The sequence below is a fragment of the Thermoanaerobacter kivui genome, from assembly GCF_000763575.1.
Lineage (GTDB): Bacteria > Bacillota > Thermoanaerobacteria > Thermoanaerobacterales > Thermoanaerobacteraceae > Thermoanaerobacter > Thermoanaerobacter kivui.
Genome location: NZ_CP009170.1, coordinates 949,770 through 976,343, shown reverse-complemented (window position 1 = coordinate 976,343; position 26,574 = coordinate 949,770). Strand labels below are relative to the sequence as shown.

The window sequence follows — 26,574 nt, the reverse complement described above, 5'->3', positions numbered from 1 at the left end:
TTATTTTTGGTGGAGGTGCGGGGAGTCGAACCCCGGTCCGAAGGCGTCACAGTAAAAGCTTCTCCGAGCGCAGTCACTGTTTTAACATTCCCTCAGCGGTTCTCCCAGCGACAGGATAACCACCTCGGTAGCTTCATAAGTTCCGGTTTTGCCCCGAAGCCTGAGCAAAACCAGTTCCCCACTGTTTTGACGCCCAATCCTGAAACGTGGGCATTTCAGGTTGGACGGCTACCTTAAATTAGGCAGCGTAAGCTAATTCTTTGTCTGCGTTTATTTTTACTTCCACCGTTTTTACGAGTTGGCGGACAACTCGGCTCGCTGCTTTTACCTCGACTGCCCCCGTCGAAACCAGTACACCCCCATGTTATATGCCATACTGCTTTTCTTTAAAATGTTTTTCTAATTCTCTTTTTGCATCTCTTCTTGCTATATCTTCTCTTTTATCGTACAATTTCTTACCTCTCGCCACAGCTAATTCCACTTTAACAAGCCCACGCTTTAAATAAAGCTTTGTAGGAATTAAAGTGTAACCCTTCCTCGTCACATAACCAATTAGTTTATTAATCTCATGTCTATTGAGAAGTAATTTTCTGGTTCTTAAGGGGTCTTTATTAAATATATTGCCTTTTTCATAAGGACTTATATGCATATTATAAAGATAAACTTCGTTGTTTTCAACTCTTGCAAAGCTGTCTTTTAAATTAACTTTTCCCATCCTTATAGATTTGACTTCTGTCCCAGTGAGCACTATTCCTGCTTCATAAGTTTCTTCAATGAAGTAATCATGGTAAGCTTTTTTGTTTTGAGCGATTATTTTAATTTCTTCCTTCGCCAAATTTTAAGCACCTTCTTTAGGATAAAATTGCCCTACTTGTTGTGTCACAAATAGGGCACTGCTGTCGCTATTATATTATAGCACATTTTAAAACTGTGTCAATATCCCTTTAAACCTATCTTTCGTTTATTACTTTACCTACCCGAACAATTCCAAGGTCGTCAATCTCTAAAAAATGCAAGCACATTTTTTAATTTGTCAACTGGTCTTATCTTCTGCCAATACAAAATCTATTTCTCTCCTGTCTACATCTACATGAACAACTTTTACATAAACTTCTTTTCCTATAGAGTAAATTTTCTTGGTCCTTTCACCAATTAAGATATATCTTTCCGCATTAAAGTGATAATAGTCATCCTCTAATGAAGCAACATCTACTAGCCCTTCCACAGTGTTGTCAAGCTCTACAAAAAATCCGTAATTTGTCACGTTAGAAATTATCCCTTTATAGACATTTCCTATTCTATCTGCCATGTACTCTACTTTCTTTAATTCTTCTATCTCTCTTTCTGCAACTTCTGCTGCTCTTTCTCTTTCAGAAGACTTTAAAGCAATATCGTTCAAAATCCTGTTGTAATGGCGCTGTCTTTTTTCTGTTAATTTGCCATTTATATACTCTTTTATTATTCTATGAATTATAAGGTCAGGATATCTTCTTATTGGAGAAGTAAAATGGGTATAGTATTGCGTCGCAAGAGCATAATGACCTACATCATCAGGACTGTATCTGGCTCTTTTCAATGACCTTAAAAGCAATGTTTCCACAATTCTTTGCTCGCTTTTTCCTCTCACCTGCTTAATTAACTCTTGTAAAGATTTAGGATGTATCTGTTCTCCGCCAATGCCTTTTATGTGATATCCCAAATTATGAATGAATTTATTAAAAGCAATCAGCTTTTCCATATCGGGATGTTCGTGAATTCTATACACAAAAGGGATATTTAGCCAATGCATGTGTTCTGCAACCGTTTCATTAGCTGCCAACATGAATTCTTCAATTATTCTATGGGCTATATTTCTTTCGATTTTTACAATGTCAATAGGTTTTCCTTTTTCGTCTACGATTACTTTAGCTTCAGGAAAATCAAAATCTACACTACCTCTCCGCTTTCTTTTTTCCAACAGAATAAGTGCTAATTCCTTCATCAATTTAAAATCTTCTAATAAATATCCATATCTGTTTTTTAATTGTGCATCATCTTCTTCTAAAAGTTTGTAAACATTTGTGTATGTCATTCTTTCTTTGCTTTTTATAATGCTTTCAAAAATCTCATGGTCTATAACTTCACCTTTAGAGTTTATTTTCATCTTTACAGTGAGAGTTAACCTCTCTTCATCTGGATTCAAACTGCAAATCCCATTAGATAACTTAGGGGGTAGCATAGGTATCACTCTGTCGATAAAGTATACACTGCATCCTCTCCTCAATGCCTCTTTATCGAGATGCGAACCCTCTTTAACGTAATGACTTACATCCGCAATACTTACATACAAAAGGTAATTTCCATCTTTGAGTCTTTGGACACAAACAGCATCATCAAGGTCTTTGGCATCTTCCCCATCTATTGTGACAAAATTTAAATCAGTTAAGTCTATTCTTCTTTTTCTTTCTTCTTCGTCAATACCTTCAGCTATTTCTTCCGCCTCTTTTAAAACCTCTTTAGGAAATACTTCAGGTATATCATAAGACCTTATCACAGACATTACATCTATGCCAGGGTCTCCTTTGTACCCTAATACTTCAATAATTTCTCCTTCAGGACTTCTTCTTCCTTCCGGCCATTTGGTAATTCTGACTACAACTTTCATACCAGTTTTTGCGCCTTTATCTTCTCCTTTAGGAATGAATATATCTTGGTAAATCTTTTTATTATCAGGCACTACAAAACCAAAATTTTTGTTTTTTTCGTAAGTGCCAACAATAGTTGTATTTGCTCTTTTAAGTATTTTTACAACTTCGCCTTCTTCACTCTTTCCGTCTACTCTTTTTGTAACTCTTACTAAAACAGTATCATCTTGCATTGCACCGTTCATACCACTTATAGGTATGAAGATATCTTTTATTTCACTGCTTTCCGGTATTAAAAAGCCATAGCCTTTTGAATGAAATTCAATTTTCCCTTTTACCAAATCTAGCCTTTCAGGAAGAGCATATTTCCCATGTTTTGTTTTAAAAACCAAACCTTCTTTTTCCATATTTTTTAGAGTGCTCTCAAGAATCTTTTTTTGACTGTAGTCTATGTCTAAAATTTTCATGATTTCTTCTATTTTAGAAGGTTTATAGCTTTCTTCTTTCATTAGTTCCAAAAGTCTTTCCCTTATGTTCATTTCCATTCCTCACAATTCTATCTGTGGTGCAATTTTTTTCATCTCATTAAGCGCAATTTCTAAAAATTCCTCTAATGATATCCCAAATTCTTCACAAGTTTTAATTTGAGCTCTATTTGCACCTTTAGCAAAAGTTTTGTCTTTAAATTTTTTCTTCACTGATTTCAATTGAACCTCTTCCAGTTTTTTAGAAGGCATCACATATGCTGTTGCAGTGATTAATCCTGAAAGAGGGTCTACAGCAAAAAGGGCTTTGTCAAGCAAAGTCTTTCTTTCAATGCCGTGAATTTCATTGTGAGCCATCACTGCATGCACAATTTCTTCGTCAATTCCGTGTTCTCTTAAAATCTCGCCACCTCTTAGGCTATGCAGTTCTGGATTGTCTTTTGTCTCTTGATAGTCAATATCGTGTAATATGCCTGTAACTACCCATTTTTCGACGTCTTGTCCCAATTTTCCAGCCAATCCTCCCATTATTGCACCTGTCGCTATCATATGGTATATCAGCGTTTCATCAGATACGTATTCTTTGACAAGTGCCAACGCAGCATCTCTATCCATTTAAAACCCCTCCTAGTATTAAAGTTACCAATTTTACTTAATATTATAACATGTTTAGGCAATAAACAAATAGTTTCGATGACGTTTAAAGGCAGCAAAATGATTAATTTGCTGCCTTTAAACTCATTATTTGTTATCGTATTTTATTGCAGCTTGAGCAGCCGCTAATCTTGCAATAGGCACTCTGAATGGTGAACAGGATACGTAGTCAAGTCCAACTTTGTGGCAGAATTCAATAGAGGATGGATCTCCGCCATGCTCACCACATATGCCTACTTCAAGGTCAGGTCTTGTTTGTCTGCCAAGCTTTGTACCCATTTCAACTAACTTGCCAACTCCCTCTTGGTCAAGCTTAGCAAAAGGGTCAAATTCGTATATCTTCTTATCGTAATAGACTTCAAGGAACTTGCCAGCGTCATCCCTTGAGAATCCAAAGGTCATCTGTGTCAAGTCATTAGTACCAAATGAGAAGAATTCTGCTTCTTTCGCTATTTGATCTGCCGTAAGAGCTGCTCTTGGTACTTCTATCATCGTTCCGACGAGGTATTTTATTTCAACATTGTTTTCTTTTATGACTTCATCAGCGACTTTTACTATTATGTCTTTGATATATTTGAGCTCTTTTAACTCTCCTACAAGTGGTATCATTATTTGCGGTTTTACGTCACGACCTGTTCTCTTCTTCACATTTATAGCAGCTTCTATAATAGCTCTTGTCTGCATTTCTGCTATTTCGGGATATGTCACAGCTAACCTACAACCTCTGTGACCTAACATTGGGTTAAACTCTTTCAAGCTTTCTACAGTTGCTTTTAATTCTTCAAAAGGTACTCCCATATCTTTAGCAAGTTCTTCAATTTCTTCATCCTTATGAGGCAAGAACTCATGCAATGGTGGATCTAAAAGGCGTATTGTAACAGGGTATTCACCCATCACTTCAAACAAACCTTCAAAGTCAGACCTCTGCATAGGTAGAAGTTTCTCTAAAGCTTTTCTTCTTTGCTCTTCAGTCTTTGATATAATCATCTCTCTCATTGCAGGAATCCTGTCTTCATCAAAGAACATGTGTTCTGTTCTGCAAAGGCCTATTCCTTCAGCGCCAAATTGTACTGCAACTTTTGCATCTCTTGGTATATCTGCATTGGTCTTGACTTTTAATCTTCTATATTTGTCTGCCCACCTCATAAGTGTTGCAAAGTCACCTGTCAACTCAGGAGTTACAGTTTTTATCTCGCCAATATAAACATTACCTGTGCTGCCATCTATTGATATGTAGTCTCCTTCATGAACTTCTATATCGCCAATTCTCATCACTTTTGCTTGTTCATCTATCCTCGCATCACCGCATCCTACAACACAGGCAGTACCCATTCCTCTTGCAACAACAGCTGCGTGAGAAGTCATACCGCCGCGAGTAGTGAGTATTCCTTCAGCGACAGACATACCTTCAATGTCGTCGGGAGAAGTTTCTGCCCTAACAAGGATGACTCTTTCTCCTCTTGATTTTACAGCTTCTACTGCTTCATCAGCTGTAAAGTATACTTTACCTGAAGCAGCACCAGGCGATGCAGGTAAACCTTTTGCCACTGGTTTAGTAACTTTTAATGCATTAGGCTCAAAAGTTGGATGTAGCAACTGGTCTAACTGTTTTGGGTCAACTCTTAAAACCGCTGTCTTTTCATCTATTAAACCTTCTGCAACTAAATCCACTGCAACTTTCAAGGCAGCCTGAGCAGTTCTCTTTCCGTTCCTCGTTTGAAGCATATAGAGTTTTCCTCTTTCAATGGTAAACTCTATATCCTGCATGTCTTTGTAGTGCTTTTCTAATTTCTCTGCAATTTCTACAAATTGGTTGTATACTTCTGGCATAGTCTCTTTCAAAGTCGAAATCGGCTGAGGTGTTCTAATACCTGCGACAACATCTTCACCTTGAGCATTCATCAAGAATTCGCCAAAAAGTGCTTTTTCGCCTGTCGCAGGATTTCTCGTAAATGCAACACCTGTACCTGAATCATTTCCCATGTTACCAAATACCATTGATTGGACGTTTACTGCTGTACCCCAATCGCTGGGAATGTCATTAAGCCTTCTATACACAATAGCTCTTGGATTGTCCCAAGACCTAAACACTGCTTTTACAGCTTCTAAAAGCTGAACTTTAGGGTCTTGTGGGAAGTCTTCACCCATTTCCTTCTTATAAAGCTCTTTGAATCTTCTTACTACTTCTTTGAGATTTTCAGCTGTTAAGTCTGTATCAAATTTTGCTTCATTTTCTTCCTTTACTTCATCTAATATATCCTCGAATTTATTTTTGTCAATGCCCATTACAACATCAGAAAACATTTGTATAAATCTTCTGTAGCTGTCATATGCAAATCTCTCATTGTTTGTAGCTTTAGCAAGGCCTTCAACTGTGTCATCGTTTAAACCAAGGTTTAATATAGTATCCATCATCCCTGGCATTGAAACTCTTGCACCAGATCTAACAGATACCAACAGAGGATTTGAAGGGTTACCAAATTTCTTTCCTGTAATTTCCTCTAATTTTGTCATATATTCATATATTTGGTCTACAATTTCTTGTGCAATAACTTTTCCATCTTGATAATATCTAGTACAAGCTTCAGTAGTAACTGTAAAACCTGGTGGAACAGGCAATCCCAGTCTTGTCATTTCAGCAAGGTTTGCACCTTTCCCACCTAAGAGGTCCCTCATGGAAGCGTCGCCTTCACTAAATAGATACACGTATTTCTTGCTCATACAGTCTCTCCTCCTTTTAGTACATTCAATATTACATTTGCTGTTTCTTCCACAGCTTTGTTTGTAACATCAATTACAGTACAGCCTAATTTTTTCATCACCCCCTCAGCATATTTGACCTCTTTTTTAACCCTTTCTTCACTAGCGTATATTGCGTTAGCATCAAGACCAAGAGACTTTAACCTCTCCTTTCTTATTTTTACCAATACATCAGGGTCTATAGTCAGTCCAAAAATTTTTTTAGGATTAATCTCAAATAATTCCTGAGGGGGTTCAATTTCCGGAACTAAAGGTAAGTTAGCAGCTTTTATGTATTTATGAGCAAGGTACATGCACAAAGGAGTTTTAGAAGTCCGGGAAACTCCTATAACAACCACATCTGCCAATAATATCCCCATTGCATCTTTGCCATCATCGTATTTTACAGCAAATTCTATAACTTCAGTCTTTTTTAAATAATCTTCTTTACTATCTTTCATCAGGTTTGTATGTGGAGAAAGACCAGTGCTATCTTCAATGGCGTCCATCACCGGTCTCATCACATCAACTATCTTTATTCCAAATTTCTCAGCCTTTTTCTGGAGATAATCTTTAAGCTCAGAAACCACCATAGTGTGAATTATAATACTATTAGCATCGTTAGATGCCTCTATCACAATTTCTTCTATCTGATTTTTATCTCCAACGTAAGGGTATTTTTTTATTTTTCCAATAAAGGTATCAAAATGAGCAGCTGCAATGCTTGCAATGTTTTCTGCTGTATCCAAATTAGAATCAGAAACTAGATATATTGATACTCCTTCTTCCATCAAAAAGCCCCCCTAACCTTCCCCAAGCTTCACAAATAATTTAGTGATGTTGGTCTTAGAAATCCTTCCCGTCACTTTGTACCCTTGTTTTCCATTACTCCCCATTACAGGTTCTACTACAGGAAGGCTATCCACTTCATGCTCAATTATTTTAACTGCCGCATTGTATACCGGTTCATCGTCGTAAGTTGTAACTATATTAGGCATACGGGTCATAATTATTCCCACTGGAACTTTATAGATATCGGTATTGCCTATAGCGATTTTCAAAAAGTCTTTTCTGGAAACGGCACCAGTTAAAAATCCCTTATCCTGTACAAAAATCGTCCCGACGTCTTTTAAAAAAAGCGTTACAATAGCATCATACACTGATGTGTTCTCTTCAACTACTACCGGTAAGGATTTTACATCTTTTACCTTTATGCTTTTTATATAGTCTTCTACTAAATTGAGGGGTGATTTTCCTGTATAAAAATATCCCACCTTAGGTCTTGCCTCAAGGATCCCTGACATAGTCAAAATTGCTAAATCTGGCCTTAGTGTAGCTCTTGTTACATTTAACTTTTCCGCTATTTGCTCTCCTGTAATGGGTTGATGTTTTTTAACAATGTCAATAATTATATGCTGGCGGTTTGTCAGTTGAATCTTTATCACCCCTTTAAAGTTTTTAACCTCTTCTTTTCATTGTTATCGGTAACTCATAAACGTTTTCTATCATTTTACCACTTTAATATAATTATATCACAAGTTTTGAAATATAACCAACTTCACCTTTTTATTTACCACATATTATACCACAAAAGCTAAAAAAAAATCAGGCAAAAGCCTGACTTCCTCAAAAATTTAATTTTTCCTCAAGGTATTTCTCCACATCTTCAATTTTTATTCGTATTTGCCCCATGGTATCTCTATCCCTTATAGTTACAGAATGGTCATTTTCAGACTCAAAGTCATAAGTAATGCAAAAAGGTGTCCCTATTTCGTCTTGCCTTCTGTATCTTTTGCCTATGCTTCCTGTCTCATCGTAATCTACTACAAATTTCTTTCTCAACTGGTCATAGAGGTTATAGGCATTTTCTGATAATTTCTTAGATAATGGAAGCACCGCTGCCTTGACAGGAGCAAGAGCAGGATGAAGTTTAAGAACTACTCGCGTCTCGCCATCTTCCAATTCCTCTTCATTGTATGCATCTATTAAAAACGCTAGCATTAACCTATCTACCCCTACAGAAGGCTCAATACAATAAGGTATGTACTTTTCTCCTGTTACAGGGTCCATGTATGACATATCAACACCAGAATGTTCCATGTGCTGTTTTAAATCAAAATCGGTTCTATCAGCTATTCCCCAAAGTTCTCCCCAACCAAACGGGAAAAAATATTCTATATCTGTGGTAGCGGCACTGTAATGGGATAGTTCTTCTTTTTTGTGGTCTCTAAATCTTAAATTCTCTTTCCTAAGCCCCAATTCTAAAAGCCAATCCATGCAGCAATTTCTCCAATAATTGAACCATTCCATATCTTCTCCTGGTTTGCAGAAGAATTCTAACTCCATTTGTTCAAACTCTCTCGTTCTGAATATAAAGTTTCCCGGGGTAATTTCATTTCTAAAGGACTTTCCTATTTGTCCTATTCCAAAAGGTATTTTTTTTCTCGTTGTTCTTTGAACATTTTTAAAATTTACAAAAATTCCTTGCGCTGTCTCTGGCCTTAAATAGACCTCCGACTTAGAATCTTCTGTAACCCCTTGATGCGTCTTGAACATGAGATTAAATTTTCTAATATCTGTAAAATTATGAGCACCGCATTTAGGACAGGGGACTTTATGTTCTTTTATAAACTCCATCATCTGCTCATTTGTCCAACCTTCAATAGAAATGTTAAGCCCTTTTTCTTTTACGTAATCTTCAATTAACTGGTCAGCTCTAAATCTTGATTTACATTCTTTGCAATCCATCAAAGGGTCGCTAAAACTGCTGACATGACCGGAAGCAACCCAAACTTCTGGATTCATGAGTATGGCACAGTCTATCCCTACATTATACGGGCTTTCTTGAATGAACTTTTTCCACCACATCTTTTTTATGTTGTTTTTAAACTCTACTCCTAAAGGTCCATAATCCCAGGTATTGGCAAGTCCTCCATAGATTTCAGACCCTGGAAAAACAAAACCTCTATTTTTAGCAAGAGCAACTATTTTGTCCATCGTTACCTGTTGTGGCATCAATAACACTCCTCCTACTTGCAATTATACAAAAACCCTTCATCCCAATTTGGGAAGAAAGGTTTTACTGCTACTTATTTAAGAATATCAAACAGATAAACTTATGTCAATCTTTTTTCTTCTCTTCTTTTAGTACTGTCACACTTTTATCGTATTTTTCCACTTCAATAGTACAGTTAGCCAGAAGAGCTACTGCTGCTCCTACCAACGTCAATTGTGGAATTATTACTGCCGAAACAGCGCCGGCAGTCACAGGAATTTCTAAAAGCACTTTGTTGTCCTTTTTGATTCTGATTTTCGTGACATTTCCCTTTTTGATTATTTCTTTTATTTTATCCATTACTTCAGAGCTTGCCACAGTAAAACTTTCTGTCCAGCTCTTTTTATTTTCCTCCAAGTATATCAAGGCATCTACAACACTGCCCCCTGACTTTTCTAAGGCTTCTTTGGCCTCTTTATAGCTTACACCCATTCTCTCAACTATCATATCTATCTTTTCCAATTCTTCATCCAACATAGAAATCTCTCCTTTTAAATATTTTTCAACTTATCAATAAAACTTTTTGATGCGAACTCTAAACCTAAATGCTCTTTCATGTAGTCTGTTATTATTTTATCCACCTCTTTTTTAATAACACTCGAAATTTTGATGTTTTGAAGACTTTCAAAATTGACTCTTAATAAATACCACATAACTTTTAAGCTGGTTTCATTAATAGGCACTCCATCACGGCATTTATCTTTACAGGTAGTACATAAAGTTCCTCCACAAGAGGAGGAAAAATACTTTAAATTTTCACTCCTGCCGCAAACAACACAATTGTTAAGCTGAGGCATATAGCCTAACAAAGCCATCAATTTTAGATTGTAGGATGAAATAAAAACCAATGGGTCAATTTGAAATTGGTCAACATCCTTTAATGAAGTTTTTAAAAGTAAATATAAGTTGTCGCTTTTTTCATGTTCCTCTAAAATTTTATTCATTGTCTCTACAAAATAGGAGGCTACAGAAAATTTAATTAAATCTGTTTCTATGTTAGGATGAAGTTCAATCAAATCCCATTGGTCAATATAGTAGTAATTTTGCCCTTCAAAAAGAAGATAGTTGCCAACTACAAATGGCCTTATAGCGTTTATAAATCGGCTTTTTGAACGCCTCGCCCCTTTAGCTACAGCTTGAATTTTGCCATGAGTTTTTGTAAAAAGAGTAGCAATTTTATTAGTTTCGCTTATCAAATTGCTTTTTAGTACTATTGCCTCTGTCTTAAATAGACGCATTTTTACCAACTCATTTATAATTTATTTCCAACCCTCTACAATCTTTACTCCTGCGCTTGCTCCAATTCGGTTAGCTCCCGCTTCAATCATGGCTTTGGCATCCTCTGCTGTTCTTATTCCACCAGAGGCTTTTACTCCAAAATCTTTACCTACAGTCTGTCTCATTAATTTTACATCTTCAACAGTAGCGCCTCCTGTTCCAAAGCCAGTAGAAGTCTTTACAAAGTCAGCTCCTGCTTCTACAGCAAGCTGGCAAGCTTTTACTTTTTCTTCGTCAGTAAGGTAGCAAGTTTCAAGTATTACTTTAACTATTATAACGCCATGAGCCTTTACAGCCTTTACAACTTCCTCAATTTCCCTTTTTACATAGTCATAATCTCCGCTCTTTAACATGCTGATATTTAATACCATGTCAACTTCTGTAGCTCCTCTTTTTGCGGCATCTACTGCTTCATAAACCTTGCTTTCAATGGTGTTTGCACCCAAAGGAAAACCTACAACTGTACAAACTTTGACATCGGTATCTTTTAACATGCTGTAGGCAAGGTCAACAAAGCAAGGATTTACACAAACTGAAGCAAAGCTATACTCCTTTGCTTCATTGCAGAGTTTTTCTATTTCACTTTTTTGAGCGTTTGGTTTTAACAATGTGTGGTCAATCATTTTAGCTATGTTCATAAATACAACCTGGTTACCCAAACTGTACAAAAATGTACAGTTTAGGCAGCTGGGGTATTTGTAGTCCGCCCTTCAGACTTTCCCAGCCCCAGCAGGCGGTTTTTGGGAAAGTCATAGCCCCTGCCCCAAGAAGCAGGAACTTGCGCTTTTACAAGCCTCCCCACTTGCCCTGGATTAATAATTCTTTCAGGACAGAGAAGTCTCTTGGTACTTTCTCAGGGGAGAGTGGTGTCACCACCGCTACCTTGAGAACTCGCCAGAAATTATGGATACTAAAACTTGTTCCATCCAGAGGTCTTAGCACCCTTTCTGACTCACTTCCAAGGCTTTGTATAAATTTTATTGCTTTCTTTATCTCCTTTATATGTTTCTCTCTTAAATGCTTGTTTCTAACTGTTTTCTTTACGTACTCTTTTAATTCTTCTAATTCTTCTACAGTCAATACGTTGAGAAACTTTATATAATTATCTGGTATATTTTCTTGCAGTCCCAACCCTCTTCTTGCTATTACATAGGCTGCTGCTACATCTTTTGTTATCATATATTGCGGTGCATATTTTAACATGCCTATTATTGATGTGTAAGAAGGATTAACCTCTATAACTTCTATCTCTTCTCGTTTTGCTAAAACTTTTATCTTTTTTAAAAGTGATTTGTAGCTAAAGTTATGCCCTGGCATATTGGATTTGGAGATTTCCTGAAGTATCTCTTCTCTGTTTTTTTCTTCTTCCATCCCGCCTGTATCTTCGCATATACGTACTTTCTTTCTCCTACATTTATCCTTAAGAAAGTACCATTTTCATTTATCTCTATTCTTGTGTTGAGATTTCCTTTTTTGCTTTTATCTCCTCTTGAATAAAGATTTCCTTTTCTCTTCTCCTGCCACCTGATTTTTAATTTTTTATATGCTTTCCCGTTTATATAGCGTTTTTGTAGTTTTTTAAACAGCTTTTTCCCACCAAAGATGACTTTTCTTGGACTCTTACCTAATTCCCTGGCAGATTCTAATGTATTTCTTGCTTTCATTATTGCATCATCTACATATCTTGAGTTTAAATCAAATGTTCCCTGAAGGTCTCTTTTTAGTGTGTTTCTATCATAACCCTCTAAAAGTCTCTTGTATGCAAATCTCATGCAGGATGACCATCTTCTCATTAAGTCTAATACTATTTGTTTATCTTCTTGAGTTAGGAAAATAAGTTTAGCCTGTATTACTATCATGTTTTTTGGCCCCTTTGCCTTTCACTTAATTAAAACTATACCATTTTTTACTTTTTATTTCAACTGTTGATACCTCCTCTTGTTTTTCAATAAATACTTTACTATTTATTAGCTCTTTTTGTCAATGGCATACCCCAGCTTTTTAAGCAGAGTAGTATTGTCCCTCCACCCTTTTCTGGTTTTTACCCATAAATCAAGAAAAACTTGCTGACCATAAAATTCTTCTAAATCCAGTCGAGCACTTTGACCTATTTTTTTAAGCATTTGCCCATTTTTCCCTATAATAATCCCTTTGTGGGACTCTTTTTCACAATAAATATAAGCTTCAATATCTATTATGTCCTTGTCTTCTCTTTGCTTTATAGATTCAACTTCTACGTAAACACCATGAGGCACTTCTTCTTCTAAATAATGAAGCATTTTTTCGCGGATTATCTCCGCCACTATCAATTTTTCCGGCTGGTCTGTTATGTAGTCATCAAGATAATATTTAGGTCCTTCCGGCAGCATTGAAACAATTTTTTCCTTTAGTAAGTCAATGTTTTTACTCTCAATGGCGGAAATAGGCACAACATCTTTAAAGTCGTATTCTGCCTTAAAAATTCTTATCGTTTCTTCCACTCTTTCCTTAGGTACTAAGTCTATTTTGTTAATTACAAGGATTACAGGAGTATCCACTTCTTTTAAATGCTCGATTATATACTTGTCTCCCGGTCCTACTACATTGTCTGGTTCTATCATGTACAAAATGAGGTCTACCTCTTTTAAAGTCCTTTTAGCTACTTCAATCATAAACTCACCCAATTTTGATTTTGGTTTATGGACACCAGGAGTATCCACAAATACGATTTGATACTCATCTGTCGTCAAGATTCCTCGAATTGTGTTTCGCGTCGTTTGAGGTTTAGGAGAAGTAATTACAATTTTTTCTTGCATTATAGCGTTTAAAAGAGTAGACTTGCCAACATTAGTTCTCCCGATTAAAGCAACAAATCCCGCTTTATAGCCCATAACATCACCTCTCACCTAATTATTTGAAAAAATAAAACTGTAATTAGTATGCCAATAAAAGCACCAAACAACACCTGAGAAAAAGAGTGGATTTTGCCTTCAATTCTGCTTTCCGCCACCATGAGTGCAAGAAGAAAACCCAATGTTGCAATAAAGGCATTCGCAGTCATAAAAGTTATAGCTGTTGCTATAGAAAAAGCAATAGCGCTGTGAGCGCTAGGCATTCCTCCTCTCATAGGAGTTCCTTCCCCAAAATGTACCTTTAAAATTATAGATAAAAATATGACAACTATGAGGCTTATAACTGTAATATGAATGGGAGACTCTCTAAGTCTTAGTAAAATTATTTTTGTCCATGGATTTATTCTGTCAAAAAATATTAAATAAGCTACAATAACTGCATTGACAGAAGATACGAGAACAGCTCCTGCAGCTACATTTTTTGCAATTTTTGCCAATGGATTATATCCTTTTACAATAATATCCACTGTCGTCTCAATGGCAGTATTTATCATTTCAGAGACGAGTACCAGTGAAATGGTAAGCAAAATTACTACAAATTCCACCCGTGAAAGATTAAAAAAAAGGCAAAAAGCCAAAACAAATATTGCTATAATAAAATGTATTTTCATGTTTCTTTGAGTCTTAAATGCATGTAAAATTCCCTCTATTGCATAATTAAAACTGTCAATTAAATTCCTGGACCTCACAAAATCACCGTCCAATGTTTAGTTTTGCCATGACTTCTTCCTCTTTTTGCCTCATAATCTTTTTGTCCTCTTCAGTTTCATGGTCATAGCCTAAAAGATGCAACATGCTGTGGGCTGTCAAATAGGCCACTTCTCTTTCGAAAGAGTGTCCGTATTCAAGAGACTGTTCCATAGCTTTTTCTAAAGAAATGACTATATCTCCTATCGGATGGACCTTTTCTATTTCTTCTTCCTCTTCTATGTCAGAATATATTTCTTCAAACTCCACAAGAGGAAAAGACAAAACATCTGTTGGACTGTCAATGCCTCTATAATATTTGTTGAGTTTTTGAATCTCTTCATTGTCTACAAAGGACACACTCACTTCCACATTGTCAACAACCTCTTCTATTTCCAACACAGTTTGTATGACTCGCTCTACCAATTCCTTTAAATTCTCTGAATTTATTTTATCCTGCCTGTCATCTATTAAAATATTCATTCTAACACCTCTTTGTCCTTACTGGTTTCAATATCAGGATACTCAATTCTTCGATGAAACATACCGTTTAACGCTGTCAAAAATGCGTTTTTTATAGTTTTAATATCTTTTAACGTCAAATCGCTGTCATCTAATTGCCCGTCATTTAACCTGTCAGTTATAATTTTATTTACCATATTTTCTATGTTTTCCTCTGTAGGGTCTGGAATAGACCTTACTGAAGCCTCAACAGAATCTGCCAACATAAGTATTGCTGCTTCTTTGGTAGAAGGCTTAGGCCCAGGGTATCTAAAGGCCTCTTCTTCACAAGTCTCCGTTTCATTTTGCGAAGCTTTATTGTAAAAATATTTTACTAAAGAAGTGCCATGATGCTGCTTTATCAAATCAATTATAGCTTGTGGAAGTCTATATTTTTTAGCTAATTCTACCCCATCTTTTACGTGGGATATTATAACAAGGGTACTCAAATCCGGAGAAATTTTGTCGTGTAAGTTTTCTCCCGATAACTGATTTTCCTTAAAAAAATACGGTCTTTTAATTTTACCTATATCGTGATAATAAGAACCTACTCTCACCAGCAAACTGTTAGCGCCTATAGCATCAGAAGCAGCCTCGGCAAGATTTGCTACAACTATACTGTGATGATAAGTTCCCGGTGTATCCATCATAAGCTTTTTGAGAAGAGGATTGTTAGGGTTTGACAATTCCAAAAGTTTTAAAGGAGTCAAAATATCAAAAGCCGCCTCCCAAAAAGGCAAAGTCCCTATAACCAAAATTATACTAAAAGCACCATTAACAATTCCCCATAAGCTACTTTTTAACACAGAAATTATATCATTGCTGTTTAAAAATCCTATTCCAACAATACTTACAAGGTTTACGCCGCTCACATATAACCCTGCTTTAACAAAATCTAATCTTTGCTTGGCATGTGAAAGCCTAATTGCACCAATCAGTCCTCCAAACAATGACATAACTATAAAGGTCTGGTTAAAGCCTACCATTAAGCCTACCAACAGAGAATAAATTATGTCAATCATAATAGCAACATAAGGGTCAATAAGAACTGAAATGAGCATAGGTAGTGTGGCAGAAGGTATTAAAAGAGGATTTATACTTCTAAATGTCATTACCAATATCAGGTAAAAAATCCCTGTCAAGCACAAAAGTTCAATATATATCTTTTTTGTGGTTATCTTTTTATCCAACCTTATGATATAATAGATTGACAAAAAAAGTGACAAAGCCAGAAAGAGAAATAAGCCTATTATCATGCCATAATCAATTTTGCTACTACTTTTTAAAAGCCCCAACGACTTTAAAATTTCAATTTGTTGTTGCGTAACTACTTCTCCACTTACCACAATGTTTTGGCCTTTTTTGTACATTACCGGCTGTACTTTTTCTTCCGCCTCTTTCTTGGCAAGATTTGTCTCGTAAGCATTGTATATCATATTAGGAACGATGACAGAAGACAAAATCTTCGTAGCTACTGGTTTTAACTCCCCAGCAATATCTGAGTTTTCAATAATGCTTTTCGCATCATTTAAAACAGTAGGCAGTGCATCGTCTGTAATCTGCCTCGCCATAATCGCTTTTTCTGTTGACAATACCATTGACTCCATGTTGATAAGCGCATTGTCATCTATTTTTAAAAGCACTTTTATGTCATTCTCTTCTAAAATGATAGAGGTAACAGCTTTAAAATCCTGAAGCTTTTTGTCCTCTGCTTCAGAAGACTTGCGAACTTCCCTCAATTTATTAAAAAACTCAATAAGCTTAAGATAAGACTCTTTAGCTATATTCTCATTGTAATCGTATTTAGGATTTACCGCATTTACCGCTTCTTGAATTTTTTTCTGAGTGGCTATTGTGTCTATGACATCTTTAGGTGCTCTTATGTCCTGTGTTGCCACATCTCCTGCTTTAAGGTCAAATTTAGGAGGGGTTACAGTTGTATAAATTAATGCATAAGAAGAAACAAAATTCAAAATGACAAAAAAAATGATTATCACTTTTTCGCTTTTTATTATTTCTTTTATGGGTTTGTCCAATTTTTTCATGGATTAGCCCCCTCAGTCTGGCTTTTCAGTTTCGCTTTCCCTCATATTTCTTTCGTAAATTTCATAAGCTTTTATGATTTTTGCGACAAGAGGATGCCTTATGACATCTTGTTCAGTCAACATAACAAATTCTATACCTTCAATTCCTTTTAGTATTTCCATAACTTCTTTTAAACCAGATTTTTTACCTCTTGGCAAATCTATTTGTGTGATGTCACCCGTTATCACTGCTTTAGAACCAAAACCTATTCTTGTCAAAAACATTTTCATTTGTTCAGGAGTGGTATTTTGCGCTTCATCAAGTATTATAAAAGAATCATCCAACGTTCTGCCTCTCATATAAGCCAATGGTGCTACTTCAATTAAGCCTTTTTCCATGTATTTTTGAAAGACCTCTACCCCTAAAATATCATATAGTGCATCATACAAAGGTCTCAAATAAGGGTCAACTTTTTCTTGCAAATCCCCGGGCAAAAAGCCTAACTTTTCTCCCGCCTCTACAGCCGGTCTTGTCAAAATAATCCTTCCTATTTCTTTGTTTTTCATCGCAGTGATAGCCATCGCCATAGCCAGATAAGTCTTACCTGTACCAGCAGGACCTATGCCAAACACAATTTGATTTCTTTTTATCGCTTCTACATACCGCATTTGCCCATAAGTTTTACACCTTATCTGCTTGCCTCTTGCAGTTATACACACAATATCAGACAATAATGACTTTAGTTTTTCCTCTTCACCGGCATCAATCATGCTCATAGTGTACAATACATTTTGAGTAGTAATCACATCACCTTTTTCAATCATTCCCATCAACTTATTGAAAAGTTTGTTTGCAGATTCCACGTTTTTTTCTTCCCCCGTTATTTTAATACTTCCTCCCCTTATTACAATTTTTACATCCAAACCATCCTCTATTAATTTAATATTTTCATCAAACTTGCCAAACAAATTGGCTGCCTGTTCAAGGTCATCGATATTAATAGCTAACTCCTTAATCAATGTTTCCCTCCTGTATATAAGATATTTTTTCTTCTATACCAATATTTTCTAACACTTCTACTATGAGATTTGCTCTTAAAATTCTATTTTGTATAACTGTGGCATTTTCTTTTTTACCGACGATTTTGCTATCTTTGCTTAACACATTTTTGAGATTTTCCAGTGCTTTTTGAAAAGCTATATTTTGTGCTTCGCTATAGGATACAACTAAAGTCTTTGCTTTTGTCTCATGGTAAACCTCTTTTACAATTTTAACAGGAAAATTAGGTGGTGTAATACTTTTTTCTTCTTTGTCAAAAGTTTTAAAATCCACTTTTTTAGGTGAAATTGTGATAGTGTTATTGCCTAAAATTATTTTCGTAATAGTTATACTGTTATTAGTTCTTTCAAAAACCTGTTTTTTAAGCTCCACATCTGCATAAACTTCATACCACGTCCTTGCAATAACTTCCGCATTTGCGTGAACAAATCTTGTCTCAAGCCCCGGTTTTTCAATTATACCTGTAACAATTATGTCTCCTGCTTTTACTGTATCCCCTACTTTTTTTACTGCTTCTCCTTCTAATACTGTCATCTTATAGATTATTCCGTCTCTTTTAGCTATTATATTGCATGGTTCGTCTTTTGACAATACTTCTTTTGGCTTTACCTTACCTATAACTTTTACAAAAGCATTAGTGCCTTTTACGTTTATCCCTATCCACGATACATTATCATTTTCTATCAAAAATTGAGTTTCTAACTTATCAATATCTATTGCAAACTTTGATATGCCGGGCTTTAAACCTAATTTTGAAAGTTTTTCTATTACTACCTCTTTATCCACATTATTTACTGCCTCTACTTCAATTCTCCATATAAAAGTAGAAAAAATATAAATCAATACAAAACACAACAATGCTCCAAAAACCAGCATTTTTCGCCTTTTTAGATGCAAAGCCAAAAAAGGAAATCCCTTTTTGGAAAGTACAAAAACTCGGCAATTGGTTTTTCTAGCATAAGGGAGTATCTCTTTAAATCCTCTAAGGCTTACCTTTGCAACGATAGTTGTATAGCTTTTTCTTTCAACATCCCAAATGTAAATATCATTAGCCATTATGAGGTTTAAAAATTTTTCAATTGCGAGCCCTTCCACTTTAATAATAGCATATCCTCTAAAAAAATTCCATAATTTTATCGCAAGCAAAAATACTCCCCCTATACTATTATTTTTATATTTGTTATTTCGCCGCTAATTGTGATGATTTCTGTCATTATCGAGTTTATAACCATGTTCTTGCCAGTTATTCTCACAACCCCGATTGTAGTGTTTATTCTCACTCTCTCTGGAATGTACTCAATAATTCCTCTGTGATTTTCTATAGTAAGCTGAGTTTTCCCTATCAAAGTAATTTTAGGGAGATTTAGCAGTACGTCTTTAGGAAAGTCTATGATATTTATAACTCCGCCTTTTATTACATCGGATTTCATACTGCAACCTCCCTTCTTTAAAATTTTATGAGATAGACATAAAAAAAATTCTATTCCTTTTAAAACGTGACACCTTTTGACTATCTATGAAACTTGACCCAAAGTTAAATGCTGCAATACCAGCTTTGTCTGGAAATGAAATATTAGAATCGGCTGTCATGTGAGGGCTTGGGTAGTTTCCAAATTGAATAATCTCAATTTTTGCATGTTCTTAAGCATATTTTTTAGACTTGACATTGAATTTTCAAAAGCCAATTGTGCTCACAGGAGCAATGAAAAACTCTTCTGAAACAGGATACGATGGTCCCAGCAATTTAATTGAATCCATAGTTACTGCTTCTTCTGAAAAGGCTATCAATATGCTTCCTATGGTTACGAAGGTGGAGGTAGACACTTGCAATCGATGGGAGTAATTTTAGGAGGGTACCTCTTAGGTCAAAAAGCCCGAATAAAACTTATGGCAGCATTAGAATACACACAAGACTATAACAAAATAAAAAAATTATTCGAAAGCTAAAAAGGAGAGGGTTAATCTCCCTCTTCCTTTTTACTGTAAATACCGACTTACTATAGTTTTTACCAAATTGCCATCTGCTCTTCCTTTTACCATTGGCATCACTTTTGCCATAACTTTGCCTATATCGCTTTTATTCGCTGCCCCTGTCTCTTCTATCACTTTCTTGACTATTTGTTCTATCTCTTCTTCCGTTAGCTGCTCAGGTAAATAGGTAAGCATGATTTCAATCTCTTTTTTAGCTTTTTCCACCAAATCTTGTCTTCCATTTCTTTCATAATCTGGCAAGACTTCTTTGCGTTGCTTAATCTCTTTAGAAATTACATTGATGACCCCTGCATCATCTAACTCCTTTTGCGTGTCCTTTTCTACTTGAAGTATAGCAGACCTTACCATGCTCAATATATTCTTTTTAAAGCTGTCTTTGTTTTTCATGGCTTCTACCATATCTTTGTATATGCGCTCTTTTAGGGTCATAGCAAGCACTTCCTTTATCTATCATATTTATATTTTCTTTTTCTTGCTGCTTCTGATTTCTTTTTGCGCTTTACGCTGGGACTTTCGTAATGTTCTCTTTTCCGAAGTTCTGACAATACTCCGGCTTTGGAACACTGGCGCCTAAATCTTCTTAAGGCATTGTCCAACGATTCGTTTTCGCCAACTCTTACTTCAGACACTACTCTCCCTCCCTCCAGATAAACTGCTTGGTCTAAGCTCCGTATAGTGCTGCGTCGTCTTGCTGGGAATTCTTATTCTATTATACTCCTAAAACCAATATGTGTCAATGATTAACCTGGCGGCCAAGTCATAAATCTTCCACCTAAAAGATGGAAATGTATGTGATACACTGTTTGTCCACCATCTTTTCCACAATTTGACACAATCCTGTACCCTTTTTGGTCTATCCCTTCTCTTTTAGCCAGCTCCTTCGCCACCATATAAGCATGGGCTACTACTTGTTTATTTTCATCATTTAAGTCCAATAAAGTAGGTATATGTTCCTTTGGCACAATAAGTATATGTACAGGAGCTTGAGGATTTATATCGCGAAATGCTACTACCATATCATCTTCATACACAATATTAGAACTTATTTCTTTATTTATAATTTTACAAAAAATACAATCACTCATATTTTCACCTCCTCATTTTTTATTCTACAAACTTTTTTAAAATCCTTCAATTTCTCCTAACAATAAATCATTTTTTATCTCTTTTATTTTTACAGGTAAAATTTCATTTCTTAATAAATTTACATCCCCATTTACTGCTACCCTAAGGTAGTTATCTGTTAAGCCTTCCACGTAATCTTCTTTGTCTTTTACAGCTTGTTCAAAAAGCACATCTAAAGTTTTTCCTATAAATTTACTCATAAACTGATGCTCACACTCATTAGACAACTCTATCAGTTTTTTACTCCTCTCTTCTTTTACAGAATTCGGAACTTGGTTTGGAAAGTTATAGGCTTTTGTGCCTTTTCTCCTGGAATATTTAAAAACGTGCAATTTGCTAAAACATATATCCTTTAAAAAATTATAAGTCTTGTCAAATTCTTCTTCTGTTTCCCCCGGAAAGCCTACCATCACATCTGTTGTTATTGCCACATCCTCAATATACTGGCGCAACCTTTCAATTACTTTTTTATATTCCTCTGTGGTATACTTTCTTCCCATTCTCTTTAAAGTTTCATCACAACCACTTTGCAGTGAGACATGATAATGCCTGCACATTTTTTCTAATTTAGATATTTCACTTATAAACTCCTCTGTCAAAAAAGTAGGTTCAATTGAACTTAATCTTATTCGCTTTATTCCCTCAATTTCATGGATCATTTTTATGACATCCAACAATCCCACATTCTTAAGGTCTTTCCCATACGATGCAATATGAATTCCTGTAAGAACAATCTCTTTATAGCCTAAATCTGCAAATCTCTTTGCTTCTTCAATTATGCTCTCGGGCTTTCTGCTTCTCACAGGTCCTCTGGCATAAGGTATTATACAATAGGTGCAATACTGGTTGCATCCATCTTGTATCTTTATAAAAGCGCGCGTCCTTTCAGTATAGGCAGAAGCCTCAAATTCCTCATACTTTCTTTGTTTCATTATATCATTCACTATGTTTATTTTTTCCTTTTTCTCTATAAACTCTTCTACCAATTCTACTATCTTATCTTTGTTCTTTGTGCCAATCGCTATATCCACTTCCGGAAGAGAAAAAACTTCATCTGGACTTACTTGCACATAGCAGCCAACAGCTACTACCACCGCATCAGAATTTTTCTTTCTAGCTTTTCGTATCTCCTGCCTTGACTTCATATCACTTCTACTTGTTACAGTACAAGTGTTTATTACATAAACATCCGCTTTTTCATCAAAATCAACTACTTCATAACCAGCTTTTTTAAAAAGCTCAGCCATGACTTCTGTCTCATATTGATTTACCTTACAGCCTAAAGTGTAAAAAGCCACAGCTTTTTTATGACCATAACTAAAAGATAAATCTACTTTTGCCACTTTAAAAATGCTCCTTCTGTTAAAATCTTTTTATATTATATCACATATTATAACATGCCATTATTATAACAATAATTCAAAATACTTTATATCTTATTCGTTATTCTTAACTGTTCTTTTAATGCATATTGAAGCACTTGTGAAAAATTTATATTAGCCCTTTTCGCTGCTTCATTAGCCATCTTGGAATAGTGACTGTCTTTTTTACACTTTTATTTGCCATTTCATCTCTAACAGGTGGCATATAAGCTTCAATAAGAGTTATAAAAGCACCTTCAGGAACTTTTATTTTTTCCGGAGCCGTTGGCGTTGGAATTGTTTCATTAAATCAAGGAATCCCTTTTATTATACGGGATTCCTTGGGCTTTGTCTACAGTCTGAAATGGCTATAATAATGTAGCCATTTCAGAATATATCAATCGTTAATGTTAACCCCACCCACAAAGTAAAGGTCTCACTCTCATTTTTTTGCACAATCAGCCGAGCAAAGCCATCATGACAACTGATTGATTTAGAGTTACTCCCCTTTACGTAGTTAGCCAACTTGTAAACTACATCGCCAATAAATTGGCGAGCTTCGTACTTCCGACGAAGCCTTGTTGAAAATCCTAGATGAATAAGGCTATTTTTTATTTGTTTATAGAATTAATTATTCAAGCTATGAAGCGGGGCAGGAATCCTGCCACCCCTTTTTATAAATGTATCGGCGGAAAAATTGTTTACTTTCATAACAGGTGCGTGTCCCAAAAGTCCACCAAATTCAACATGGTCTCCTTCTTTTTTGCCGGGTACAGGGATGATCCTTACAGCTGTTGTCTTTTTGTTTATCATGCCAATTGCCATTTCATCTGCAATTATTGCTGATATAGTTTCGGCTGGCGTATCCCCAGGTATTGCAATCATGTCAAGACCGACAGAACACACGCATGTCATTGCTTCAAGCTTTTCTATTGATAGTGCACCTGCCTCAACAGCGCTTATCATTCCTGCGTCTTCACTTACAGGTATAAAAGCACCGCTTAAACCTCCAACATAGGATGATGCCATTACACCGCCTTTTTTGACGGCGTCATTTAAGAGCGCCAGTGCTGCTGTTGTACCATGTGCACCGCATTTTGAAAGTCCCATTGCTTCAAGTATGTTTGCGATACTATCACCAATTTCGGGAGTTGGTGCAAGCGACAGGTCAAGTATGCCGAAAGATGAGTTTAATCTTTCTGCTGCAATCCTTCCTATAAGTTCACCTGCACGTGCAATTTTAAAGGAAGTTTTTTTAATAATTTCGGAAACTTGACCGAAATCAGCTTTGCTATCAAGTTTTGAAAGTGCTGCTAAGACTACGCCTGGTCCACTTACGCCAATATTTATGACACATTCGCCTTCACCTACACCGTGAAAAGCGCCCGCCATAAATGGATTGTCTTCTGGCGCATTGCAGAAAACTACAAGTTTAGCTGCACCTATTCCGTCTTTATCTTTTGTAAGTTCGGCGGTTTTTTTAATTATTTTCCCCATTAAAGCTACAGCATCCATATTTATACCTGCTTTTGTTGTAGCTACATTGATTGAAGAACAAACTCGTTCAGTAGAAGATAATGCTTCAGGTATTGAATTTATTAATCTTAAATCGCCATCAGTAAAACCTTTGTGTACAAGTGCCGAGTACCCTCCGATGAAATTAACCCCGACTTCTTTTGCTGCAGCATCCAGAGTCTTTGCTATTTTTATAAAATCTTCCGCGCTTTTTGCACTTTCAGAAATTACAGCTATTGGTGTTACAGAAATACGTTTGTTGACAATAGGTATGCCAAATTCCGATTCAAGGTCATTTGCTACTTTTACGAGGTTTTTAGCCTTTTTTGTAATTTTATCGTATACTTTATTTGATAAAGTTTCTACATTATCGCTTACGCAATCTCTTAAACTTATACCCATTGTTATAGTTCTTATGTCAAGTTTTTCAGCTTGTACCATACGTATGGTTTCTTCTATTTCATCAAACGCAAATCTCATATTAATCCCTCACAGTCTATGCATTGCTCTGAATATGTCTTCTTTTTGAATATCAATCTTAAGTCCCATTTTCTCTCCAAGAGAATTTAAGTTTTCCTTTAAAATATTAAATTCCACTGTACTATTTGATATATCAACAATCATAATCATAGTAAATATATCCCTTAAAATTGTCTGGCTGATGTCGAGAATATTTATATTTGCTTCAGCTAACAATTTTGAAACAGAGTAAATAATACCGACTTTGTCTACTCCAATTATGGATATAATCGCTTTTTGTGCGTCCACCAAAACCACTCCTTGCCTTATTTCTGTATAGTATAGTATACTATAGTGCGAATATATTTGCAATCAATATATATTTTTTAATTGTATTTTCGTAATTTTATGTAATATAACTTTTGTGTTCCTACTGTTAACCCATATCTCCCAACTCATACATCACTATGGAACACACACTAATAGCTGCTGTCTCTGTTCTTAAAATCCTCGGTCCCAAACTCACAAGTTTAGCGCTATATCTTAAAGCTAAATCAATTTCCTTTTCTGAAAATCCTCCTTCAGGACCTATAAAAATAGCGACTTTTTTAATATTTTTTACTCCATCTAATACTTCTTTTAATTTTAAAGTTTTTTCTTTTTCGTAGGGAATTATACATAAATCAAATTCGTCAATTTGTTTTAATGCCTCCTCAAAAGAAATAGGCATACAAATTTCGGGCAATGATGTTCTGCCTGATTGTTTACAGGCTTCCTGAGATATCTTATTCCATCTTTCAATTTTTTTGTTTAAATTGCTGTTTTTTATATTTACAACCGAATAGCGAGTTATAATGGGAATAAATTTTTTAACTCCTATCTCTGTACATTTTTGAATTATTAATTCCATTTTATCTGACTTGGGCAAGCCCTGAAACAATGCAATTTCAATTGAACTTTCAGTATTCGATTGTAATTTGCTTTCTAAAAATAAAATTACTCTGTTTTTTTCTACGTCATAAATAGATGTTAGATATTCAGTAGAACCATCAGATATTACAATTTTATCTCCTTTTTTCAATCGAAGGACATTTATTATGTGATGAGTATCTTTTCCCTCTATATAGGCAAAATTTTCTTTTATTTTTTCTTTATCAACAAAAAATTTCCTCATGATAACTCACTTTTTCCTCGCTAATATTGCACACCATTCTCCTTCTTCTTTTATTTTTAATATTTCAAAAAAATTCTGTATTTTTTCTACAACCTCTTCTTTCCTGCTTTTTATTATGCCACTGGCTAAAAATAACCCTTTGTCCTGCAGATAATGAGGTACCTCTCCTGACAGTTTAATTATAACATCAGCAATGATATTCGCTACTATGACATCAGCCTTTCCAACAAATTCTTTTAACAAATTGCTTTTAAATACTTTTACATTTTGCAAATTATTTAATTCCACATTTTGACGTGCTATCTCTACAGAAACATCATCTATGTCTGCAGCATAAACCTCTTTAGCCCCTAACTTCCCACTTGCAATGCTAAGTATACCTGACCCACACCCTATGTCAAAAACCACATCACCTTGTTTTATAATTTTTTCCAAAAACTCTAAACACATTTTAGTTGTCTCATGAGTACCTGTACCAAAAGCCATTCCGGGGTCTAACTCAACAATCAATTCTCCTTCTTCGGGGTTATATTCTTCCCAAGAAGGCTTGATCACAATCTTTTCTCCTACCTTTAAAGGTTTATAATACTGTTTCCAGTTATTTTCCCAGTCTGCTTCATTTACTTCTGACACTTTAAATTCAAAATTGCCAATGTCAATTCCAAAAGATTTTAATTCTACAACCCTTTCCTTTAAGAGGTTGATTTTATCCGTAGTGTCTGAAGCCATCGGAAAATAGGCAAACACTTTAACAGCTTCATTCTCTTCAAAAAGAGAAGGGTCAAGGTAATCCCAGCTGTCATTTTGAGCTAATAATTTAACATCATTAGGATTTTTTATAACTACACCACCCGCACCCAACTCGTGCATGATGTTTGTTACAGCTTCTTCAGCTTCTTGTGTAGTCATAACCTGGACCTCAATCCATTTCATCATTTCACATCCTTTAA

At 35.5% G+C, this 26,574-nt stretch carries 25 protein-coding genes, 1 other RNA gene and 2 pseudogenes; 1 reads left to right on the top strand and 27 read right to left on the bottom strand.

The window, feature by feature from the left end:
• Nucleotides 1-7: 7 nt before the first annotated feature.
• From ssrA to yqfC, 19 genes and pseudogenes are all read right to left on the bottom strand, one after another.
• Nucleotides 8-361: a transfer-messenger RNA gene (ssrA, locus tag TKV_RS12340) on the bottom strand.
• Between the two features lie 3 nt (nucleotides 362-364).
• Complete coding sequence (smpB, locus tag TKV_RS04905) at nucleotides 365-835, bottom strand: SsrA-binding protein SmpB (protein ID WP_049684989.1); 471 nt, start codon at nucleotides 833-835, stop codon at nucleotides 365-367.
• A gap of 198 nt (nucleotides 836-1,033) precedes the next feature.
• Nucleotides 1,034-3,163, bottom strand: coding sequence for a ribonuclease R (rnr, locus tag TKV_RS04900; protein WP_049684988.1), 2,130 nt, complete (start codon nucleotides 3,161-3,163; stop codon nucleotides 1,034-1,036).
• 9 nt (nucleotides 3,164-3,172) lie between these two features.
• Nucleotides 3,173-3,724: an HD domain-containing protein gene (locus TKV_RS04895; RefSeq protein WP_049684987.1), complete on the bottom strand. Its 552-nt coding sequence runs from the start codon at nucleotides 3,722-3,724 to the stop codon at nucleotides 3,173-3,175.
• 126 nt (nucleotides 3,725-3,850) lie between these two features.
• On the bottom strand, nucleotides 3,851-6,484 hold the full coding sequence (ppdK, locus tag TKV_RS04890) for a pyruvate, phosphate dikinase (protein WP_049684986.1): 2,634 nt from the start codon (nucleotides 6,482-6,484) through the stop codon (nucleotides 3,851-3,853).
• Nucleotides 6,481-7,293: a pyruvate, water dikinase regulatory protein gene (locus tag TKV_RS04885; RefSeq protein ID WP_049684985.1), complete on the bottom strand. Its 813-nt coding sequence runs from the start codon at nucleotides 7,291-7,293 to the stop codon at nucleotides 6,481-6,483. The genes ppdK and TKV_RS04885 overlap by 4 nt, the downstream gene beginning before the upstream one ends.
• 12 nt (nucleotides 7,294-7,305) lie before the next feature.
• Nucleotides 7,306-7,947: a helix-turn-helix transcriptional regulator gene (locus tag TKV_RS04880; RefSeq protein WP_049684984.1), complete on the bottom strand. Its 642-nt coding sequence runs from the start codon at nucleotides 7,945-7,947 to the stop codon at nucleotides 7,306-7,308.
• Between the two features lie 181 nt (nucleotides 7,948-8,128).
• Complete coding sequence (locus TKV_RS04875; protein ID WP_049684983.1) at nucleotides 8,129-9,517, bottom strand: glycine--tRNA ligase; 1,389 nt, start codon at nucleotides 9,515-9,517, stop codon at nucleotides 8,129-8,131.
• A gap of 106 nt (nucleotides 9,518-9,623) precedes the next feature.
• A complete protein-coding gene (locus TKV_RS04870; RefSeq protein ID WP_049684982.1) occupies nucleotides 9,624-10,034 on the bottom strand; it encodes a DUF4342 domain-containing protein in 411 nt (136 codons plus the stop codon).
• Between the two features lie 14 nt (nucleotides 10,035-10,048).
• A complete protein-coding gene (gene recO / locus TKV_RS04865) occupies nucleotides 10,049-10,795 on the bottom strand; it encodes a DNA repair protein RecO (RefSeq protein ID WP_049684981.1) in 747 nt (248 codons plus the stop codon).
• A gap of 21 nt (nucleotides 10,796-10,816) precedes the next feature.
• Nucleotides 10,817-11,473, bottom strand: a complete 657-nt coding sequence (gene deoC / locus TKV_RS04860; protein WP_049684980.1) for a deoxyribose-phosphate aldolase — start codon at nucleotides 11,471-11,473, stop codon at nucleotides 10,817-10,819.
• 148 nt (nucleotides 11,474-11,621) lie between these two features.
• Nucleotides 11,622-12,694: pseudogene (locus TKV_RS04855) on the bottom strand (hypothetical protein).
• 108 nt (nucleotides 12,695-12,802) lie between these two features.
• Nucleotides 12,803-13,705, bottom strand: a complete 903-nt coding sequence (gene era / locus TKV_RS04850; RefSeq protein ID WP_049684979.1) for a GTPase Era — start codon at nucleotides 13,703-13,705, stop codon at nucleotides 12,803-12,805.
• A gap of 11 nt (nucleotides 13,706-13,716) precedes the next feature.
• Complete coding sequence (locus tag TKV_RS04845) at nucleotides 13,717-14,415, bottom strand: diacylglycerol kinase (RefSeq protein WP_049686211.1); 699 nt, start codon at nucleotides 14,413-14,415, stop codon at nucleotides 13,717-13,719.
• A gap of 4 nt (nucleotides 14,416-14,419) precedes the next feature.
• A complete protein-coding gene (gene ybeY / locus TKV_RS04840) occupies nucleotides 14,420-14,896 on the bottom strand; it encodes an rRNA maturation RNase YbeY (RefSeq protein ID WP_049684978.1) in 477 nt (158 codons plus the stop codon).
• Nucleotides 14,893-16,959, bottom strand: coding sequence for an HD family phosphohydrolase (locus TKV_RS04835; RefSeq protein ID WP_049684977.1), 2,067 nt, complete (start codon nucleotides 16,957-16,959; stop codon nucleotides 14,893-14,895). The genes ybeY and TKV_RS04835 overlap by 4 nt, the downstream gene beginning before the upstream one ends.
• Before the next feature lie 12 nt (nucleotides 16,960-16,971).
• Nucleotides 16,972-17,958, bottom strand: a complete 987-nt coding sequence (locus TKV_RS04830) for a PhoH family protein (protein WP_049684976.1) — start codon at nucleotides 17,956-17,958, stop codon at nucleotides 16,972-16,974.
• The gene (gene yqfD, locus TKV_RS04825) at nucleotides 17,951-19,144 is read right to left on the bottom strand and encodes a sporulation protein YqfD (protein ID WP_049684975.1); all 1,194 of its coding nucleotides are present in this window, start codon (nucleotides 19,142-19,144) and stop codon (nucleotides 17,951-17,953) included. Before yqfD ends, TKV_RS04830 begins: the two co-directional genes overlap by 8 nt.
• An 11-nt stretch (nucleotides 19,145-19,155) precedes the next feature.
• On the bottom strand, nucleotides 19,156-19,428 hold the full coding sequence (gene yqfC / locus TKV_RS04820; protein WP_049684974.1) for a sporulation protein YqfC: 273 nt from the start codon (nucleotides 19,426-19,428) through the stop codon (nucleotides 19,156-19,158).
• Nucleotides 19,429-19,643: 215 nt separating this feature from the next.
• Here yqfC and TKV_RS13945 point away from each other — a divergent pair.
• Nucleotides 19,644-19,945 (top strand): annotated as a pseudogene (locus tag TKV_RS13945) (asparaginase domain-containing protein); the annotation flags it as partial.
• Between the two features lie 30 nt (nucleotides 19,946-19,975).
• Here TKV_RS13945 and TKV_RS04815 read toward each other — a convergent pair.
• The 8 genes from TKV_RS04815 to prmA form a co-directional block, all read right to left on the bottom strand.
• The gene (locus tag TKV_RS04815; protein ID WP_049684973.1) at nucleotides 19,976-20,419 is read right to left on the bottom strand and encodes a GatB/YqeY domain-containing protein; all 444 of its coding nucleotides are present in this window, start codon (nucleotides 20,417-20,419) and stop codon (nucleotides 19,976-19,978) included.
• 14 nt (nucleotides 20,420-20,433) lie between these two features.
• Entirely contained in the window at nucleotides 20,434-20,619 is a 186-nt protein-coding gene (gene rpsU, locus TKV_RS04810) for a 30S ribosomal protein S21 (RefSeq protein ID WP_049684972.1), read from the bottom strand.
• A gap of 111 nt (nucleotides 20,620-20,730) precedes the next feature.
• The gene (locus TKV_RS04805) at nucleotides 20,731-21,075 is read right to left on the bottom strand and encodes a histidine triad nucleotide-binding protein (protein WP_049684971.1); all 345 of its coding nucleotides are present in this window, start codon (nucleotides 21,073-21,075) and stop codon (nucleotides 20,731-20,733) included.
• A 36-nt stretch (nucleotides 21,076-21,111) separates the two neighbouring features.
• Nucleotides 21,112-22,458, bottom strand: coding sequence for a tRNA (N(6)-L-threonylcarbamoyladenosine(37)-C(2))-methylthiotransferase MtaB (gene mtaB, locus TKV_RS04800; RefSeq protein ID WP_049684970.1), 1,347 nt, complete (start codon nucleotides 22,456-22,458; stop codon nucleotides 21,112-21,114).
• A gap of 645 nt (nucleotides 22,459-23,103) precedes the next feature.
• Nucleotides 23,104-24,471 carry a PFL family protein gene (locus TKV_RS04795; protein ID WP_049684969.1) on the bottom strand — a complete coding sequence of 456 codons (1,368 nt, stop codon included), beginning with the start codon at nucleotides 24,469-24,471 and terminating at the stop codon, nucleotides 23,104-23,106.
• Nucleotides 24,472-24,480: 9 nt separating this feature from the next.
• On the bottom strand, nucleotides 24,481-24,759 hold the full coding sequence (locus TKV_RS04790) for an ACT domain-containing protein (protein WP_049684968.1): 279 nt from the start codon (nucleotides 24,757-24,759) through the stop codon (nucleotides 24,481-24,483).
• A gap of 127 nt (nucleotides 24,760-24,886) precedes the next feature.
• Nucleotides 24,887-25,624, bottom strand: coding sequence for a 16S rRNA (uracil(1498)-N(3))-methyltransferase (locus TKV_RS04785; protein ID WP_049684967.1), 738 nt, complete (start codon nucleotides 25,622-25,624; stop codon nucleotides 24,887-24,889).
• 6 nt (nucleotides 25,625-25,630) lie between these two features.
• Entirely contained in the window at nucleotides 25,631-26,557 is a 927-nt protein-coding gene (gene prmA, locus TKV_RS04780) for a 50S ribosomal protein L11 methyltransferase (protein WP_049684966.1), read from the bottom strand.
• Nucleotides 26,558-26,574: the final 17 nt, after the last annotated feature.

Excerpts from the sequence above, each read along its gene's own strand:
- TKV_RS04885 (WP_049684985.1), bottom strand. The coding sequence starts at position 7,293 with ATGGAAGAAGGAGTATCAATATATCTAGTTTCTGATTCTAATTTGGAT.
- TKV_RS04870 (WP_049684982.1), bottom strand. The coding sequence starts at position 10,034 with ATGTTGGATGAAGAATTGGAAAAGATAGATATGATAGTTGAGAGAATG.
- ppdK (WP_049684986.1), bottom strand. The coding sequence starts at position 6,484 with ATGAGCAAGAAATACGTGTATCTATTTAGTGAAGGCGACGCTTCCATG.
- prmA (WP_049684966.1), bottom strand. The coding sequence starts at position 26,557 with ATGAAATGGATTGAGGTCCAGGTTATGACTACACAAGAAGCTGAAGAA.
- yqfC (WP_049684974.1), bottom strand. The coding sequence starts at position 19,428 with ATGAAATCCGATGTAATAAAAGGCGGAGTTATAAATATCATAGACTTT.
- ybeY (WP_049684978.1), bottom strand. The coding sequence starts at position 14,896 with ATGAATATTTTAATAGATGACAGGCAGGATAAAATAAATTCAGAGAAT.
- rnr (WP_049684988.1), bottom strand. The coding sequence starts at position 3,163 with ATGAACATAAGGGAAAGACTTTTGGAACTAATGAAAGAAGAAAGCTAT.
- TKV_RS04835 (WP_049684977.1), bottom strand. The coding sequence starts at position 16,959 with ATGAAAAAATTGGACAAACCCATAAAAGAAATAATAAAAAGCGAAAAA.
- TKV_RS04895 (WP_049684987.1), bottom strand. The coding sequence starts at position 3,724 with ATGGATAGAGATGCTGCGTTGGCACTTGTCAAAGAATACGTATCTGAT.
- deoC (WP_049684980.1), bottom strand. The coding sequence starts at position 11,473 with ATGAACATAGCTAAAATGATTGACCACACATTGTTAAAACCAAACGCT.
- recO (WP_049684981.1), bottom strand. The coding sequence starts at position 10,795 with ATGCGTCTATTTAAGACAGAGGCAATAGTACTAAAAAGCAATTTGATA.
- TKV_RS04875 (WP_049684983.1), bottom strand. The coding sequence starts at position 9,517 with ATGCCACAACAGGTAACGATGGACAAAATAGTTGCTCTTGCTAAAAAT.
- TKV_RS04815 (WP_049684973.1), bottom strand. The coding sequence starts at position 20,419 with ATGACCCTAAAAGAGCGCATATACAAAGATATGGTAGAAGCCATGAAA.
- TKV_RS04785 (WP_049684967.1), bottom strand. The coding sequence starts at position 25,624 with ATGAGGAAATTTTTTGTTGATAAAGAAAAAATAAAAGAAAATTTTGCC.
- TKV_RS04795 (WP_049684969.1), bottom strand. The coding sequence starts at position 24,471 with ATGAGATTTGCGTTTGATGAAATAGAAGAAACCATACGTATGGTACAA.
- TKV_RS04805 (WP_049684971.1), bottom strand. The coding sequence starts at position 21,075 with ATGAGTGATTGTATTTTTTGTAAAATTATAAATAAAGAAATAAGTTCT.
- era (WP_049684979.1), bottom strand. The coding sequence starts at position 13,705 with ATGGGCTATAAAGCGGGATTTGTTGCTTTAATCGGGAGAACTAATGTT.